At 70.5% G+C, this 17,157-nt stretch carries 3 protein-coding genes (1 of these 3 only partly in view); 2 read left to right on the forward strand and 1 reads right to left on the reverse strand.

Going from position 1 to position 17,157, the window contains the following annotated elements; translation table 11 throughout:
* Nucleotides 1-14,941, forward strand: partial view of a non-ribosomal peptide synthase/polyketide synthase gene (locus ACVTJA_RS24980; RefSeq protein WP_465839745.1) — the 3' portion only. 3,209 nt of this gene lie to the left of the window's left edge; only the last 14,941 of its 18,150 coding nucleotides appear in the window; its start codon lies beyond the left edge, outside the window; its stop codon occupies nt 14,939-14,941.
* Between the two features lie 87 nt (nt 14,942-15,028).
* Nucleotides 15,029-16,069 (forward strand): NAD(P)H-dependent flavin oxidoreductase, encoded by a 1,041-nt coding sequence (locus ACVTJA_RS24985; RefSeq protein WP_465839746.1) that lies wholly within the window; start codon nt 15,029-15,031, stop codon nt 16,067-16,069.
* A 78-nt stretch (nt 16,070-16,147) separates the two neighbouring features.
* On the opposite strand, the gene ACVTJA_RS24990 is transcribed toward ACVTJA_RS24985, so the two are convergent.
* The gene (locus ACVTJA_RS24990; RefSeq protein WP_465839747.1) at nt 16,148-17,044 is read right to left on the reverse strand and encodes an N-acetylmuramoyl-L-alanine amidase family protein; all 897 of its coding nucleotides are present in this window, start codon (nt 17,042-17,044) and stop codon (nt 16,148-16,150) included.
* Between the last annotated feature and the right edge of the window lie 113 nt (nt 17,045-17,157).

Consider the following 17,157-nt stretch of genomic DNA (forward strand, 5'->3'; position numbering starts at 1 on the left):
CCACTTCAACCAGGCGGTGATGCTGGTGGTGCGACGGCGATTGGACGCCTCGCTGCTGGAGGCCGCGCTGCGCAAGGTCGTGGAGCACCACGATGCGCTGCGCATGCGGTTCACCCGCGACGATGACGGGCACTGGCATCAGCACAACGCAGGTGCCGTCCACGGTCCCACGCTCAAGCACCTGGACCTCACGGCGGTGCCTGAGGCGGGACGTCCGGCCCTCATGGGCCATGTGGCCGCCGAGCTTCACGCGAGCTTCCATCTCGACGCGCCGCCCCTGCTGCGCGCGGCCCTCTTCGACTCCGAACGCGAAGGCGATGCACGCCTCCTGCTCGTCGCGCACCACCTGGTGGTGGACACCATCTCCTGGCGCGTGCTGGTGGAAGACCTGGAGGTCGCCTGCCAGGCCCTGATGCGTGGGCAGGCGCCCGCGCTTCCTCCCAAGACGACCTCGTTCAAGGAGTGGGCGGAGCGTCTGCGCGCGCACGCGCTCTCCGAATCGCTGAACCCCGAGCTGCCGTACTGGCACGACGACGCCCGCGCCCACGTTCCGCCCCTGCCGCGTGATGAGGCGTCGGGGCCGCCGACCGTGGCCTCCGCGCGGCTCCACTCCGTCTCCCTGGAGCTCGACGAGACACGCATGCTGCTGCGTGAAGTGCCCACGGCCTGGAGGGCCCAGGTACAGGACGTGCTCCTCACGGCCCTCGGCCGCGCGCTGTCGTCGTGGACGGGACATTCGCGCTTCCTCGTCGACACCGAGGGGCACGGCCGTGAAGACCTCTTCCCCGGCGTGGACCTGTCCCGCACCGTGGGCTGGTTCACGTCCCTGTACCCGCTGCTGTTGGAGGTGCCAGAGAACGCGAGTCCCGGAGACGCACTGCGCGCGGTGCGCGACGGCGTGCGGCGGCTTCCGGGGCGTGGTCTCGGTTACGGTCTGCTGCGCCACCTGAGCCAGGACGCACGGCTGCGCTCGCTGCCTCGCGCCGAGGTGTCCTTCAACTACCTCGGTCAGCTCGACGCGTCCCTGGCTGCGTCCACGCTGTTCGCGCTCTCGCAGGAACCGTCGGGCCCTGCCATCAGTTCCAGGGCCGTGCGGGACCACCTCCTGGACGTCAACGCGTACGTCCAGGGCGAGCGGCTGCACGTGAGCTTCACCTACACCCCGCACCTGCATGGCGTCTCCGTCGTGCAGGGGCTCGCGGAGGCGTTCCTCCAGACGCTGCGCACGCTCATCGTCACGCGCGCCTCCGAGGACGCGCGGCGCTACACGCCCTCGGACTTCCCGATCGCGCGCCTGTCGCAGCCGGTGCTCGACACGCTGGTGCCTTCGGGAACGCTCGTCGAGGACCTCTACCCGCTGTCTCCCTTGCAGCAGGGGATGCTCCTCCAGACGCTCCTGGCGCCGGCCTCCGGCGTCTACGTCACCCAGCTCGGTTGGACTTTCGGTGCGCCGCTGGACATGGGCGCCTTCCGCCGCGCGTGGGAGAGCGTCATCGAGCGGCATGCGGTGCTTCGCACCTCCTTCGTGTGGGAAGGACTCGACGAGCCCGTGCAGCGCGTCCACCCTCGCGCGGCGCTCTCCATCGAGGAGCACGACTGGAGCGGCCTGTCTGCCGCCGAGCAGGACGCGCGCTTCGAGTCCCTGCTGCTCGCGGACCGTGCCCGCGGCTTCGATGTGAGCCAACCGCCGTTGATGCGCATCACGGTGGCGCGCCTGGATGCCCGGGTCCACCGCGTGCTCTGGACGCACCATCACCTGTTGATGGATGGCTGGAGCCTGGGCGTGCTGTTCCGGGAGTTGCTCGCGACCTACGGAGCACTGCGCGAGGGTCGACCGACTCCATTGGGCAAGGCGCCTGCGTACCGGGACTACATCGCCTGGCTGCAGGCGCAGTCCGAGTCGCAGGCGGAAGCGTACTGGCGAGCGACGCTGAGGGGCTTCACGTCGCCCACGCCGCTGCCGGGCCTGCTCTCGGCGAGCAGGCAGGGCCTGGCCCGTCGCAAGGACACGCGCTCTCTGAGCCTGCGCGCCGAGGAGACGCACGCGCTCCAGTCCTTCGCGCGCCAGCATCAGCTCACCGCGAACACGGTGGTGCAGGCCGCGTGGGCGCTGGCCCTCTCGCGCCACACGGGGCAGTCGGACGTCCTGTTCGGCGCGACGGGTTCCGGACGTTCGGCTCCCATGTCGGACATTGAGAACACGGTGGGCCTGTTCATCAACACCGTGCCAGTGCGCATCCAGGTCACGAGCGAATCCCCGGTGCTCGCGTGGCTGAAGGACCTGCACGTGAGACAGCTCGAGCTGCGCCAGTACGAGCACTCTTCGCTGGTGCGCATCCAGGGCTGGAGTGAGGTGCCTCGCGGGACGGCCCTCTTCGAGTCCCTGTTCATCTTCGAGAACTATCCGCTCGACTCGGCGGTGGGTTCGCTGAGTGCGGGCCTCGACATTCGCGACGTCGCCGTGCGCGAGCAGGCAGACACGGCGCTGGAGGCCGTGGTCGTTCCGGGGGAACGGTTGAGCCTGAACCTCGCGTACGACACGTCACGCTTCGATCCGGACCTCCTCGACGGGCTGTTGCGGCACTGGGCCACGGCACTGCGGGAGTTGGTGTCCCGACCGGAGCGACGACTCGGTGACGTGACGCTGTTGGATGGGGACGAGCGCCGACGGGTGCTGGTGGAGTGGAACCAGACGGCGAGGGAGTACCCGAGGGACGCGACGCTGGCGGAGGTGTTCGCGTCGGTGGTGACAAGGTACCCGGACAAGGTGGCGCTGGAGTTCGGGGACGAGAAGCTGACGTACCAGCAGTTGGACGCGCGAGCGAATCAACTGGCGTGGCACCTGCGCGGGTTGGGCGTGTCGACGGACTCGCGAGTGGCGGTGGCGCTGGAGCGCTCGCTGGAGCTGATTGTCGCGCTGGTGGCCATTCTGAAGGCCGGTGGTGCGTACGTGCCGCTGGATGCGGCGTACCCGCGAGAGCGGTTGAGCGCGATGGTGGAGGACGCGAAGCCGCAGGCGCTCATCACCACGCATGAGTTGCTGGTGAAGCTCCCCGCGTTCGACGTGAGGACGGTGGTGCTGGAGGAGGCGACGCTGTCCGCGCAGCCCACGCATGCGCCGCCCATGGCCGCGTTGCAACAGAGCCTCGCGTACATCGACTTCACGTCGGGAAGCACGGGGAGGCCGAAGGGAGTGGGGACGCCGCAAGCGGGCGTGCTCCGCACCGTCTTCGGGGTGGACTACGCGAAGCTGGGGCCGGAAGAGACGCTGCTGCTGATTGCACCCATCTCCTTCGACGCGTCGACGCTGGAAGTCTGGGGCGCGCTGCTGCACGGGGCGAAGCTGGTGGTATTCCCGCCGCACGCACCGTCGGACGTGTACGAGTTGGAGTCGGTGCTGGTGAAGCACGGTGTGACGACGTTGCACCTGACGGCGGGACTCTTCACGCAGGTGGTGGACACGCACCTCTCGGGCCTGCGCACGGTGAAGCAACTCCTCACCGGTGGCGACGTGGTGAGTGCGCCGCACGTGCGCCGTGTCCTCGAGGAGCTGCGCATACCAGTGACGGCCTGCTACGGGCCGACGGAGACGACGCTCTTCGCCTCGTGCCACCGGATGACGGACGTCTCGCAGGTGGGCGCGTCGGTGCCGATTGGACGGCCCATTGGGAATACGCGGGCGTACGTGCTGGACGCGTCGGGGCAGCCGGTGCCAGCGGGAGTGACGGGCGAGCTGTACGTGGGCGGGGACGGAGTGGCGCGAGGGTACGTGGAGCAGCCGGCGCTGACGGCGGAGCGCTTCGTGCCGGATGGCTTGTCGGGAGTGCCTGGGGCGAGGCTGTACCGGACGGGAGATTTGGCGCGGTGGCGCAAGGACGGAGTGCTGGAGTTCCTGGGCCGAGCGGACGCGCAGGTGAAGGTGCGCGGGTACCGGATTGAGTTGGCGGAGGTGGAGTCGGCGCTGCAGCGGCACGAGGAGGTGCGCGAGGCGGTGGTGGTGGCGAGGGAGGACGGGCCTGGGGGCAAGCGTCTGGTCGCGTACGTGACGGCGAGAGAGGGCAGGGGGGTGGAGCCGCAAGCGCTGCGTGCCCACGTGGGCGCAACGCTGCCGGAGTACATGGTGCCGTCAGCGGTGGTGGTGCTGGAGGCACTGCCGTTGACGTCCAATGGCAAGGTCGACCGCAAGGCCCTGCCAGCGCCTGACTTCGCGCTCGCGAGAGCTGCGGCTTTCGTCGAGCCACACACGGACACCGAGCGGAAGCTCGCGGACGTTTTTGCGGATGTACTGCGGCTGAAGCAGGTGGGCCTGCACGGTAACTTCTTCGAGCTGGGCGGTCACTCCCTGCTGGCCACCCGCGCCGTCTCCCGCCTTCGCGCTGCCTTCGGCATCGAATTGCCCCTCCGCGAATTGTTCGAAGCGCCCACGGTGCAGGCGCTCGCGGAACGCATCGAACGTCGCACGCGCGCGGACAGCGGCCTCTTCGCGGCCCCGCCGCTGAAGCCACGCGAGGATCGGAGCCGGCCTCCGCCACTCTCCTTCGCGCAGCAGCGGCTCTGGTTCCTGGATCAGCTCAAGCCAGGGAGCGCCATCTACAACATCCCATCGGCCGTGAGGTTGACCGGGTCGCTCGACAGCAAGGCGCTCGAGCTGAGCTTCGAAGCCCTCGTGCGGCGTCACGAGTCCCTGCGCACCACGTTCCGCACCGAGGCCGGAGTCCCGGTGCAGGTCATCACGGAGTCCCCCGTGCTCGTCTGGCGCGAGGTGGACCTGAGCTCGCTTCCAGACTCCAAACGCGAGGCCGAGGCGCGACTGCACATCGTGCGCGAGTCGCTCCGTCCCTTCGACCTGGAGCGGGGCCCGCTCTTCCGGGCGACGCTGCTGAAGCTGTCCGCCGAGGACCACGTGCTGGTGCTCGTGCTGCACCACATCGTGTCCGACGGCTGGTCCACGGGCGTGCTCGTCCGCGAGGTCGGAGCCCTCTACGACGCCTTCTCGCGGGGGCTGCCGTCGCCGCTTCCTCCGCTGCCCATCCAGTACGCGGACTACACCGTCTGGCAGCGAGGGTGGCTGAGCGACGAGGTGATGGAGGCGCAGCTCGACTGGTGGAAGGCACAGCTCGCCGGTGCGCCTCCGCATGTGGAGCTGCCCACGGACTTCCCGCGGCCGAAGACGCTCTCGAACCGGGGAGGCACGGTGCCCGTGCGCCTGCCTCGCGAGCTGAGCAACGCGCTCAAGGCGCTGGCGCAGCGTGAAGGAGCCACGCCCTTCATGCTGCTGCTGGCCGCATTCCACGTGCTGCTCTCGCGGTACTCGGGGCAGGAGGACATCGCCGTCGGCTCGCCCATCGCGGGCCGCCGCCACGCGGAGACCGAGGGGCTCATCGGCCTCTTCATCAACACGCTCGTCCTGCGCGCGAGACCCTCGGGCCGGCGCTCCTTCCTGGAGCTGCTGCGCCAGGTCCGCGAGACGACGCTCGGCGCCTATGAGCACCAGGACGTACCCTTCGAGAAGCTGGTCGAGGAGCTCCAACCGGTTCGAGACCTGGGGCGGTCGCCGCTGTTCCAGGTCCTCTTCGTCCTCCAGAACGCGCCAATGGAGGAGGTGCTCCTGCCCTCGCTGGCCATCCGCCCGATGGAGGGCGGAGTCGGCGAGGTGTCCAAGTTCGAGCTCAGTCTCAACCTCTCCGACTCGCCCGAGGGCTTCTTCGGCCATCTCCAGGTGGCCGCCGACCTGTTCACCGAGGCGACAGGTTCGCGCCTGATGCGGCACTTCCAGGTGCTGCTGGAGGCCATTGCCTCCAACCCAGAGCAGCGCCTGTCCGAGCTGCCAATGCTGACGCCAGCCGAGCGCCAGCAGGTCCTGCAAGCGTGGAATGGCACCAGCTCCGACGCATTGCTCGATGGCAGCTTCCATCACGCTTTCGAGCAGCAGGCCGCACGCACCCCGGATGCGCCCGCCGCCCGCTTCGAGGACACCGTCCTCTCGTTCGCTCAGCTCGAGGCTCGGGCCAATCAGCTCGCGTGGCACCTGCGCTCGCTGGGTGTCGGGCCCGACGTTCGCGTCGCGCTGTGCCTGGAGCGCTCGGTGGATTCGGTGGTGGCGTTGCTGGGCATCATGAAGGCCGGTGGCGCGTACGTGCCGCTCGACCCGGCGTGGCCCGTGCAGCGGCTGGAGCTCACGCTGCGTGACTGCTCCGCCCCCGTGCTGCTCGCGCACCAGCGAGTATTGGGCACGTGGACTCCAGCGGCCGTTCAGGTGGTGTGTCTCGATTCGTCGGAGGCACTGCCTGCTTCGCTGCCGACTCACAGTCCGGCGGTGGCCGTGTCGGCCAGCAATCTCGCCTATGTCATCTACACGTCGGGCAGCACGGGCACGCCGAAGGGCGTCATGGTGCAGCACCGCTCGGTGCTCAACCTGAGGCACGCGCTGGCTCGCTCTGTGTACGTTGGCCAGCCCTCCGGTCTTCGGGTCAGCGTCAACGCGCCGCTGGCCTTCGATGCCTCGGTCAAGCAGGTCGTGCAGCTCCTCGATGGCCACTGCCTGTGCATCGTCCCGGAGGAGACGCGGCAGGACCCGCGAGCCCTGCGCGATTGGGTGCGCCGCTTCCAGGTGGACGTGCTCGACGGCACGCCTTCGCTGCTGCGGCTTCTGGTGGAGGATGGCCTGCTCGACGATGCGTCGGCCCCGCGCCTGCTGGTGCCCGGCGGTGAAGCCATCGACGAGGCCCTGTGGCAGCGGCTCGCCGCGGCGCCTCGCACTCGCACCTTCAATGTCTACGGTCCCACCGAGTGCACGGTGGACTCCACCGCATTCGCGGTGCTCTCCGGCACGCAGCCCACCATTGGTGGTCCGCTGGCCAACGTGCGCGCGTACGTGCTGGACGGGCACCTGCAACCGGTGCCCGTCGGCGTTCCCGGCGAGCTCTTCATCTCCGGCGCGGGGCTCGCGCGTGGCTACCTGGACCGCCCGGCTCTCACCGCCGAGCGCTTCCTGCCCGATGCCTTCAGCCCCACGCCCGGCGCTCGCATGTACCGCACGGGAGACCGCGTGCGGTGGCTCGCGGACGGCACGCTGGAGTATCTCGGCCGCACCGACTTCCAGGTGAAGCTGCGCGGCTTCCGCATCGAGCTGGGTGAAATCGAAGTGGCCCTGGCTCAGCACCCGTCCCTGCGTCAGGCGCTGGTGCTCGTGCGCGAGGATGCGCCCGGTGACAAGCGGCTCGTTGCGTACGTCGTCCCTACCGAGACGGCTCTCGAGCCTGCGGACCTTCGAGCCTTCCTCAAGCAGCGGCTGCCCGAGTACATGGTGCCGTCGGCCTTCGTGCCGCTGGAGTCCTTCCCGCTCACGCCCAACGGCAAGGTGGACCGGAAGGCACTGCCCGCACCGGAGGGCAGTGCACAGGCCGCTGCCTATGTGCCGCCCACGACGCCCACCGAGGAGCAGCTCGCCGCGCTCTGGGCGGAGTTGCTGCGCGTGGAGCGGGTGGGGCGCCTTGACGACTTCTTCGCGTTGGGCGGCCACTCGCTGCTGGCCACGCAGGTGGTGTCGCGCCTCCGAGGACTCGCGGGAGTCGACCTGCCGCTCCGCGAATTGTTCGAGTCCCCCACCGTGGCTGGGCTCGCCGCGCGGGTCGACGCGCTGGCACGTGCCTCCACGGGCGCCCCGTTGGCACCGCCGCTCCGGCCCGTGCCGCGAGCCGGGCCGCTGCCGCTGTCCTTCGCGCAGCAGCGCCTGTGGTTCCTCGACCGGCTCCAGCCCGACAGTCCCTTCTACAACATGCCCGCCGTGCTCTGGCTGGAGGGCACGCTCGACGTGAGCGCTCTGGAGCGCGGCCTGTCGGAGTTGGTCCGCCGCCACGAGGTGCTGCGCACCACGTTCGAGGAAGGACCCGTCCAGGTCATCCATCCCCCCGCGCCCGTGCCGCTCGCGGTGGTGGACCTGACCGTGCTGTCCGACGACCTGCGCGAGAGCGAAGCGCGGCGCCTGGCTCGGGAAGAAGTCCGGCGCCCGTTCGACCTCCGGCGCGGTCCGATGCTGCGCGCCACGCTGCTGCGCGTGTCCGCAGCGCGCCACCTGCTGGTGCTCAACATGCACCACATCGTCTCGGACGGCTGGTCCCTGGGCGTGCTGGTGCGCGAGTCCGCCGCGCTCTACGCGGCCTTCGCGTCGGGCCAGCCATCGCCGCTGCCCGAGCTTGCCGTGCAATACGCCGACCATGCGGCCTGGCAGCGCGGCTGGCTGCGAGACGCCGCACTGGAGGCGCAGCTCTCCTGGTGGCGCGAGCACCTGTCCGGTGCGTCTCCCGCGCTGGACCTGCCCACCGACTTCCCCCGTCCCGCCGTGCCGGGCCTGCGGGGCGCCATGCTCACGCGCGTGCTGCCACGTGCGCTGGCGGACGCGCTCAACGCGCTGTGCCGCCGCGAGGGCACCACGCTGTTCATGGCGCTGCTGGCGGGCTTCGAGGTGGTCCTCTCGCGCTACTCGGGACAGGACGACTTCGTCGTCGGCACGGACATCGCGGGCCGCAACCGCGCGGAGACGGAAGGGCTCATCGGCTTCTTCATCAACCAGCTCGCCCTGCGCGCGCGGCTGGAGGGAGACCCGACGTTCCGCGAGCTGCTGGGCCGCGTGCGACAGGCCACGCTCGGCGCCTACGCGCACCAGGACCTGCCCTTCGAGGAGTTGGTCCGCGCCCTCAACCCCGAGCGTGGCCAGGGCCACGCACCGCTGTTCCAGGTGAAGCTGGTGCTCCAGAACCAGCCCGCCTCCTCGCTGGAGGTGCCCGGCCTCACGTTGCGCGGCGAGCACATGGACGCGGGCACGTCCCGCCTGGACCTCACCGTGTCCGTGGCCGAGACGACCCGAGGCCTGGAGGTCGGCTGCGAGTACCGCACGGACCTGTTCGAGGCGGAGACGATTGACCGGTTGGTGCGGCACCTCGGCACGGTGCTGGAGGCGGCAGCGGCCCGGCCCGAGGCCCGCCTGTCCTCCCTGCCGCTCCTCACCGAAGCCGAGCAGCGGCAGGTGCTGGTGGACTGGAACGCCACGGAGCGGGACTTCCCGCGAGACGCGTGCGCGCATCACCTCTTCGAGGCTCAAGCCGCGCGCACTCCTGACGCCGCGGCGCTGCGCTTCGAGGGCCGGTCGCTCACGTACTCGGAGCTGGACCGTCGGGCCAACCGGCTCGCGCATCACCTGCGCGCGTTGGGCGTGCGGCCCGAGGTGCCGGTGGCGCTCTGTGTGGAGCGCTCGCTGGAGCTGGTGGTGGGCATCCTCGGAATCCTCAAGGCCGGCGGCGCCTGGGTGCCGATGGATTCGAGCTACCCGGTGGAGCGCCTCACGTACATGCTGCGCGACTGCGCGGCACCGGTGCTCGTCACCACCGAGGCCATCGCGGACGAGCTGCCCGCCGGCGGTGAGCAGCTCGTGCTGCTGGATGCCGAGGCAGCGCTCATCGACGCTCGGCCGGACACCGCGCTCACGGTGGAGGTGAGCGCGGACAACCTCGCGTACGTCATCTACACCTCGGGAAGCACGGGCCGTCCCAAGGGAGCGCTGTTGCAGCACCGCGGGCTGTGCAACACGGCGCTGACGGCCGGGCGCGAGCACGGGTTCCATCCTTCCAGTCGCGTGCTCCAGTACGCCGCCTTCGGCTTCGACGCCTCGGTGGCGGAAATCTTCGGCGCGCTGCTGGCGGGGGCGACGCTTGTCCTCGCGCCTCGCGAACGGCTGTTGCCCGGTGTGCCACTGCGCACGCTGCTGCGCGAGGAGTCCATCACCGCCGTCACCCTGACGCCCTCCGTTCTGGCGCAACTGGAGCCGGAGGACTTCCCCTCGCTGGAGACGCTCATCTCCGCGGGCGAGGCCTGCACGCCGGAGCTGGTGGAGCGCTGGGGGCGCCGTTTGCGGATGCTCAACGCGTACGGTCCCACGGAGGTCACCGTGTGCGCGACGCTGGCCGGGCCGCTGCGTCCGGGAGAGCGGCTCACCATCGGCCGTCCCTGGGCCAACGTCCGCACGTACGTGCTGGATGCCGCGTTGCGCCCGCTGCCTGTCGGCGTACCGGGCGAGCTGTACGTGGGGGGTGTGGGACTGGCCCGTGGCTACCTGGGCCAGCCGTCACTGTCCTCCGAGCGCTTCGTGCCGGACCCGTTCTCCTCTGTGCCTGGGGCACGGATGTACCGCACGGGAGACCGGGCGCGCTGGCTGCCGGACGGCACGCTGGAGTACTTGGGCCGCATCGACCAGCAGGTGAAGCTGCGCGGCTTCCGCATCGAGCTGGGAGAAGTGGAATCCGTCCTGGCGCAGCACCCCTCCGTGCGCGAGGCGGTGGCCACCGTGCGCGAGGACGCTGCTGGAGAGCGGCGCCTCGTCGCATACGTGGTCGCGGAGGAGGGTGACGCGCTGGATGTGGCCTCGCTGCGTCAGGCCCTCAAGCAGCGTCTGCCCGAGCACATGGTGCCCGCGGCCATCGCCGTGCTGCCCGCGCTGCCGCTGACGCCGAATGGCAAGGTGGACCGCAAGGCCCTGCCCGCACCGGAGGGGGCTCGCACGTCGGCCACACGCGAGTACGTGGCGCCGCGCACGCCGCTGGAGGAACAGCTCGCCGCGCTCTGGGCGGAGTTGCTGCACGTGGAGCGCGTGGGTGTCCACGACGACTTCTTCGAGCTGGGTGGCCACTCGCTGCTGGCCACGCAGTTGGTGGCGCGACTGCGCGACTCGCTGGGCGTGGAGCTTCCGCTGCGCGTCTTCTTCGAGGCACCCACGTTGGAGGCACTCGCCCCGCGCGTGGAACAGGCAGCGCGGAGCCTCGCGATGCCCGCGCTCCGGCCGGTGCCCCGCGACGGTTCGCTGCCGCTGTCCTTCGCACAGCAACGCCTGTGGTTCCTCGACCGGCTCCAGCCCGGTGATGCCACCTACAACGTTCCCTCCGTGCTGCGCGTGGAGGGACGGCTCGATGTGGCGGCGCTGGAGCGGGCCTTCACGGAGCTGGTGCGCCGGCACGAGAGCCTGCGCACGCGCTTCCCGGACGAGGGAGGTGTTCCCGTCCAGGTCATCGAGGCTCCGGGGCCTGTCCGGCTTCAGGTGACGGACCTGCGCACGCGAGAGGACCGGGAGGCAGAGGCGCGGAGGCTGGCGCGTGAGGAGGCGGCTCGTCCGTTCGACCTGGCGCGGGGGCCGCTGCTGCGTGTCTCGTTGCTGCGGCTCACGGAGGACCAGCACCTGCTGCTCCTGACGCTGCACCACATCGTCTGCGACGGCTGGTCCTCGGGTGTGTTGGTCCGTGAGCTGGAAGCCCTCTACGTGAGCTTCGTCGCGGGACGACCTTCGCCGCTGCCGGAGCTGCCGCTCCAGTACGCGGACTACTGCGTCTGGCAGCGCGAGTGGCTGCGTGACGAGGTCTTGGAGTCGCAGCTCGCCTATTGGAGGACGCATCTGGCCGGAGCGCCGCATGCGCTGGAGCTGCCCACGGACTTCCCCCGTCCGCCCGTGTCGTCCTCCCGGGGCGCGAGCTTCGAGTTCCACTTCTCGCCAGAGTTGTCCCGTGGACTCCAGTCGCTCTGCCGAGCCGAGGGCGTCACGCTGTTCATGGCCTTGCTGGGCGCGTTCCAGGTGGTGCTGGCCCGTCACTCCGGACAGGACGACATCGTCGTGGGCACGCCCATCGCCGGCCGGCGCTTCGCGGAGCTGGAGGGGCTCTTGGGCCTCTTCATCAACACGCTCGCGCTGCGGACTCACTTGGAGGGAGACCCGTCCTTCCGCGCGGTGCTGGGGCGCGTCCGCGAGACGACCCTGGGCGCGCAGGCCCATCAGGACATCCCGTTCGAGAAGCTGGTGGAGGAGCTCCGGCCCCAGAGGGATTTGGGCCGCTCACCGCTGTTCCAGGTGATGCTCATCCTCCAGAACACGCCCGACGCGGGGACTCAGCGGAGTAGCGCGCTCTCGATTCAACCCGTTGAGGTGGAGAGCGACACCGTCAAGTTCGACCTCACCGTGGGCTTCGTCGAAACGCCCGAGGGCGTGCGCGGGCAGATTGGCTACCGCACGGACCTGTTCCGCGAGGAGTCCGTTCGCCGGCTGGTCGACCACCTGCGGGTGCTCCTGGAGGTCGTCACCGCCAGACCGGAGCTGCGCCTGTCCGAGCTGCGCCTGTTGACCGCCGAGGAGCAGCGGCGGCTGCTGGTGGACTTCCAGGGGCGCGATGATGCGTACCCTCGCGACGTGTGCCTGCACTCGCTCATCGAGGCGCAGGCGGCGCGCACGCCGGATGCGGAGGCGGTCCGCTTCGAGGACTCGGCGCTCAGCTATGCGCAGCTCGATGCTCGGTCCAATCAGCTCGCGCGGCACCTGCGCTTGCTGGGTGTGGGGCCGGAGACGCGCGTGGGCGTGTGTCTGGAGCGCTCGCTGGAGTTGGTGGTGGCGCTGCTGGGCGTGCTGAAGGCGGGTGGTGCGTATGTGCCGCTGGACCCCGCGTATCCTCGCGAGCGGCTGGCGTGGATGCTGGAGGACTCGGAGGCTCCGGTGCTCCTCACGCAGCGGCGCCTGCTCGAGGTGCTGCCTCCGCACTCCGCGCGGGTGCTGTGCCTGGACGCGGATTGGGACGTGGTGGCTCGTGAGGACTCCTCGCGTCTCGCGTCCCTCGCGGGTGCCGACTCGCTGGCCTACGTCATCTTCACCTCGGGGAGCACGGGCCGGCCGAAGGGCGCGATGAACGCGCATGCTGGCATCGTCAACCGCCTGCTGTGGATGCAACGGGAGTACGGGCTGACGTCGGCCGACACGGTGCTGCAGAAGACGCCGTTCAGCTTCGACGTGTCCGTGTGGGAGTTCTTCTGGCCGCTGATGACGGGCGCGCGATTGGTGCTGGCCCGGCCCGGTGGGCACCAGGACCCCGCGTACCTCGTGCGACTGATGGAGCAGGAGCGCGTCACCACCGCGCACTTCGTCCCGTCCATGCTGCAGGCCTTCGTCGAGGAGTCCGGACTGGAGCGGCTCACGGACCTGCGCCGCGTGGTGTGCAGTGGCGAGGCACTGCCCGCGCCAGTGGTCCGCCGTGCGCAGGCGCGACTGCCGGTGGCGGAGGTCCACAACCTCTATGGCCCCACCGAGGCGGCGGTGGACGTGACGTATCACCCGTGCCCGCGAGGCGATGCGCGGGCCGTGGTGCCCATCGGCCGGCCGGTGGCGAATACGCGCATCTACGTCGTGGACCGCTACGGGCAGCTCGCGCCGGTGGGTGTGCCGGGTGAATTGCTCATCGGCGGCGTCCAGGTGGGCCGGGGCTATTGGCGCAGGCCGGAGCTGACGGCGGAGCGCTTCGTGCCGGACGCGTTCTCCGGTGTCCCGGGAGCACGGCTGTACCGCACGGGTGACCTGGCGCGCTGGCTGCCGGACGGCACGCTGGAGTACCTGGGCCGGCTCGACTTCCAGGTGAAGCTGCGCGGCTTCCGCATCGAGCTGGGCGAAGTCGAAGCCGCGCTGCGCGCGCATCCAGATGTGGGCGACGCGGTGGTGGTGGCACGCGATGACGGCCCGGGTGGCATGCGACTGGTGACGTACGTGGTGCCGAGCACGTCTGCCGGTCGCTCACTTCACGAGCGCGCCGCACCGGAGCACATCGCGATGACGGGCTCCTCCGTCGCTTCGAACGGAGGCCAGCCCGTCGAAGTGCCTGTGCCCAAGGTGACGGAGCTGCGCACCTTCCTGTCGCAGCGGCTGCCCGCGTACATGGTGCCCTCGGCGTTCGTGGTGATGACGGCCTTGCCGCTGACCCCCAGCGGCAAGGTGGACCGCAAGTCACTGCCAGCGCCGGAGGATGGGGCCGCTACGTCGAGCTCCGTGTACGAGCCTCCGCGAACCGCGCTGGAGGAATCCCTGGCCGCGGTCTGGGCACAGGTGCTGCGCATGGAGCCGGGGCGGGTGGGGCGGCGCGATGACTTCTTCGCGCTGGGTGGTCACTCGCTGCTGGCGACGCAGGTGGTGGCACGGCTGCGCGAGGCTCTTGGCGTGGATGTTCCCCTGCGTGCCCTCTTCGAGGCGCCCACGGTGGAGCGGCTCGCGGCCTGGCTGGAGGGCGCGAGGACCGACGGCCCCGCGCGCCACTGCGTGACGTTGCAGGAGGGCACGGGCACACCGGTGTTCCTCGTGCACGCGGTGGGGGGCGCGGTGGGGCCGTACCGCGAGCTGGCTCGGAGGCTGAAGCGGCCTCTCTACGGACTGCAGGCCTCGGGGCTCGATGGACGCGAGCCTCCGCTGGATACCGTGGAGGCACTGGCCAGGCGGTACGTGGAGGCAGTGCGCGCGGTGCGGCCGGAAGGGCCGTACGTGCTCGGCGGCTGGTCCATGGGCGGCGCAGTGGCCTTCGAGATGGCGCGCGAGCTGGAGCGACAGGGACAGCAGGTGGAGTTGCTGGTGCTGCTGGACAGCTTCGCTCCGTCGGAGGAACTGCCCGCGCAGGAGCCGGATGGCGCACTGCTGCTCGCGGGCATGGCCATGGACCTGGCGCGCACGGCGGGCGCCGAACCGACACTGCGGCCCGAGCTCCTCGAAGGACTGTCCGACGACGAGCAGCTCACCCGGGTGACACGGCATGCGCGTGATGCGGGCTGGCTTCCTCCGGAGGTGCGGGACTCGGACCTGCGCGCATGGCGCGACGTGATGCGGGCGAACCTGAGCGCGCAGATGGCGTGGCGGCCCGGGGAGTATCGCGGTCCGGTGCTGCTCCTGCGCGCGAAGGACTCGAAGCGCGAGCACGCCGTGGATGCGAGGCACGGCTGGGCGCATTGGGTGAAGTCACGCCTCACGGTGGAGGACGTCCCCGGAGACCACTACAGCGCGCTGCGAGCACCTCACGTGGATACGCTGGCGGCCCGGCTCACGCGGCATCTCGATGAAGCCTCGGACGACTCGACAGGAGACGAGCAGCGCGAGGAGGGTTGAGCATTAGAAAGCCAGGCACCTCCCCATGACGGCTCGCTGGCGGCCGCCACCTATCTGGGCCAGCATGAAGCGGTCGAGGAGGAGAGCATGAACCGTCTGCGCGAGCTCCTGGGCATCGAGCTCCCCATCATCCAGGCGCCCATGGCCGGGGTGCAGGGGAGTGCACTCGCCATCGCGGTGTCCAATGTCGGAGGCCTGGGGTCGATCCCCTGCGCGATGCTGACGACCGATGCCCTGCGCAAGGAGCTCGGAGCCCTCCGGGCGGGCACGTCGAAGCCGTTCAACGTCAACTTCTTCGCGCACACCCCACCTGTGCCGGACGAGGCTATCGAGTCCGCGTGGCGCGAACGGCTCGGTCCCTACTACCGCGAGTTCGGAATCGACCCCGCCAGCGTCCCGGCGGGCCCGGGCCGCCTCCCCTTCGACGCCGCGGCCGCGGAGGTCCTGGAGGAGTTCCGCCCCGCCATCGTGAGCTTCCATTACGGCCTGCCCACCCCCGAGCTACTCGCGCGCGTGAAGCGCACGGGCGCGAAGGTCCTGTCCTCCGCCACCACCGTGGAAGAGGCACGCTGGCTCGAAGCGCACGGCGCCGACGCAATCATCGCGCAGGGCCTGGAGGCCGGCGGCCATCGTGGGCACTTCCTGTCGGACGACCTGACGCGGCAGATGGGCACCTTCGCGCTGCTGCCGCAGGTCGTGCACGCGGTGAAGGTGCCGGTCATCGCGGCCGGGGGCATCGCGGATGCCAGGGGCGTGGCGGCGGCGCTGTCGCTGGGCGCCGTGGCGGCGCAGGTCGGCACCGCGTACATGCTCTGCCAAGAGGCGACGACGAGTGCGGTGCACCGTGCGGCCCTGAAGCGCGAGTCCGCGCGGCACACCGCGCTGACCAACATCTTCACCGGCCGGCCCGCCCGCGGCATCGTCAACCGCGCCATGCGCGAGCTGGGGCCGCTCAACTCCGCCACGCCGGCCTTCCCGCTCGCGACGGCAGCCCTGTTGCCGCTGCGGGCGAAGGCCGAGGCCGCGGGGAGCGGCGACTTCTCGCCGCTCTGGTGCGGCCAGAACCCCGAGGGGTGCAAGGAAGTCGGCGCCGCCGAGCTCACCCGGGAACTGGCATCGCTCGCTTGAGCGCCTCAGGTCGCGCGGTGTCCCCGCGACTGCATGCGCGCCAGGCAATCGGGGGCCGCTACGGAAATCTTGGCTTCTTCAGGGCCGGGCCGTCGCGCTGGGGCCTGGCGCCGGCGCGAAGGCATCCACCAGGCCCTGGGCCACTGCCGCGGAGAACGCCTCCAGGGTGCGTTCCTCGCGCCAGCGCGCGGCCTCCTCGAAGTCGAGCGCGTGGTGCGTCTCGATGATGACGGAGGGAATGGTCGGTCGGCGGAGCACGAAGATGCGGCGGTGCGTGGGCTCGCTCACCTTCGCGACGAAGACGCCGGACTGCGCGGCGTCGGCGGCATAGAGCCCCGTGTAGTCCACGCCGTCATAGGTACGAAAGCCGGCGCTCCCCATGTTCCGGGCGAGCGCACGGGCCAGCAGGGCCCGCTGGGAACGAAGGGGCGTACCGGCCTCCTCGGACCAGAGCACGCTGAAGCCGGGGGACGCGTCCTGCCGGTAGCACTGTTGTCCCGGCGTGGGTTCCCAGGGCTGCGCCAGGCCGCGCGCATCCGAGTGCAGGCTCAGCAGCACATCCGCGTTCCAGCGCCGCGCGGCATTGAGGCGGGACGGGTAGGGGACGCGCTCGCCCGGCTTGCGGCTCAGGCGCACGCGGAAGTGCCCGGTGGCCTCCAGCCGCCGAGCCAGGTCCTCCGCCACGCGCAGGGTGAAGGCTTCTTCGTCCTCGCACGTGACGGAGCGGTTGCCCGTGTTCCCCGCCGCACCGTGCCCCGCGTCCAGGTAGATGCGCCGCTTCCCGAAGCCCTCGGGAAAGCGCACCTCCGCCACCGTGAGCGGTGCGCCCGGGGCGGGCCACGCGGGTGAAATCGTCGAGGCCTCGGCGACGCCGTGTGCCGCGGGGACGGAGGTCGTTTGCACCGTGTCCGATGCAAGCGCGGACCCGGCTCCCATGGCGATGCACAGTCCGAGCAGGAACGAGGCTTTCAGCATGGCGGGTGTGACGCCCGGGGGCGGAGCGTGGTTCCGCAGTGTCTCCCGACGTGTCGCCCTCGCGAAAGAGGTACCCGGTGCTCCTGGGCCGCATCTCGCTTCCCCGCCTGGTG

This window comes from Pyxidicoccus sp. M6, from assembly GCF_055568925.1.